Below are 1,220 nucleotides of genomic sequence, written 5' to 3'. Positions count from 1 at the left end.
GCGACATTGCGGCCGCCATTCGGCCGGATCTTCTTCGCTATCGCGAGTTTGCGGCGTGTGGCCACGGCGTTGTTCCCGATGCGCCGACGGAGGCCATTGCGCTGCTTCGCGAGTTCATTCAATCCTCCGTATTGCGGCATACAGCGAGTGAGGTGTAAGCCCGCCATCGAGCGTACGACCCGAAGGTCGCTTCGCGCCCTTCGGTCCATGGCTTATCTCGCACGTCAGGCCCCATCGCCACGACCCACAGCCGCCGCATGGCAGTCAACTTCACGTCGGGTGCCGTTGGAATCAATAGTGGAATCTCAACTGCGCGATCTCCAATGCATCCTCGGTGACGCGGTAGACCATTCGGTGTTCGTCCGTGATGCGGCGTGACCAAAACCCTGAGAGCGCATGCTTGAGCGGCTCTGGTTTGCCAACGCCCACGAACGGATCTCGCTGCACTTCCTTGATGAGCTTGTTGATCCGCTCCACCATTTTTCGGTCTTGCTTCTGCCAGTACAGATAGTCTTCCCAGGCCTCATCTGAGAAGGTCAGCTTCACTCGGCAAGCTCCCGCGGGGCTCCCTGGCCGGCGTTGAGCTGCGCAATGGAGCTCAGCAGGCGTCGTGCGTTGGCCGGGCTGCGCAGCAGGTAGGCAGTCTCCTCCAGCGCCTTGTAGTCTTCCAACGAGAGCATGACCACGGCCTGTTGGCCGTTGCGCGTGATGATCAAGGGTTCGTGATCGCTGCAGACTCGGTCCATCGTGCTGGCAAGGTTGGCCCGCGCCGAGGAGTAGGTGATCGCGTCCATGGTGTCGCTCCTATTTGTACGTGTTACTGTACAGGCTTTGGGCCTCTCATGCGGGCTGCCAACAAGGTACCCAAGCCCTTGTTCAACCGGACTTGCTTCGGCTGACCCTGTCCCAACTCTTCGAACCGAACAGCAGCCGAAACTGACCGGCAAGCCGCACTTCTACGCCTCCCGCTCTGCCAAGCGCTGCTGCTCTATCCAGGTGCTGCCCGCTCTGAGTTTTTTGGCCAGCGGCGATTTGGGGTCCACCACGCGCCAGAACGGTGCAACCTCGCTGATCGGTGCGCCGGCTTCAATCTCGTCCCAGGCGGCCTCCGCCACCGTTCTGAGAAAGATGGCCGTTGAAACAGGGCACGCCGCATCGGCACCGTACGCCGCGGCCAGCTCGCGCCGCATCTGCTGTATCTCCCGGGTCTCGCCCGGCGG

The 1,220-nt window shown here is 61.8% G+C and carries 3 protein-coding genes; all 3 read right to left on the bottom strand.

Annotated elements, in window-relative coordinates; all coding sequences use genetic code 11:
* Positions 1-291: 291 nt before the first annotated feature.
* Positions 292-546: a Txe/YoeB family addiction module toxin gene (locus ACOVRJ_RS08195; protein WP_422043396.1), complete on the bottom strand. Its 255-nt coding sequence runs from the start codon at positions 544-546 to the stop codon at positions 292-294.
* The gene (locus ACOVRJ_RS08190) at positions 543-794 is read right to left on the bottom strand and encodes a type II toxin-antitoxin system Phd/YefM family antitoxin (RefSeq protein WP_422043395.1); all 252 of its coding nucleotides are present in this window, start codon (positions 792-794) and stop codon (positions 543-545) included. Before ACOVRJ_RS08190 ends, ACOVRJ_RS08195 begins: the two co-directional genes overlap by 4 nt.
* A 162-nt stretch (positions 795-956) precedes the next feature.
* Positions 957-1,220: hypothetical protein (locus ACOVRJ_RS08185; RefSeq protein WP_422043394.1), on the bottom strand; the 264-nt coding region annotated here is incomplete at its 5' end.

The sequence above is a fragment of the Roseateles sp. genome (genome assembly GCF_049240545.1).
Classification (GTDB): Bacteria; Pseudomonadota; Gammaproteobacteria; order Burkholderiales; family Burkholderiaceae_C; genus Paucibacter_A.
Note: the sequence above shows the minus strand (reverse complement) of the source record. Positions and strands in the feature narration are given on the sequence as shown.

Excerpts from the sequence above, each read along its gene's own strand:
- ACOVRJ_RS08190 (WP_422043395.1), bottom strand. The coding sequence starts at position 794 with ATGGACGCGATCACCTACTCCTCGGCGCGGGCCAACCTTGCCAGCACG.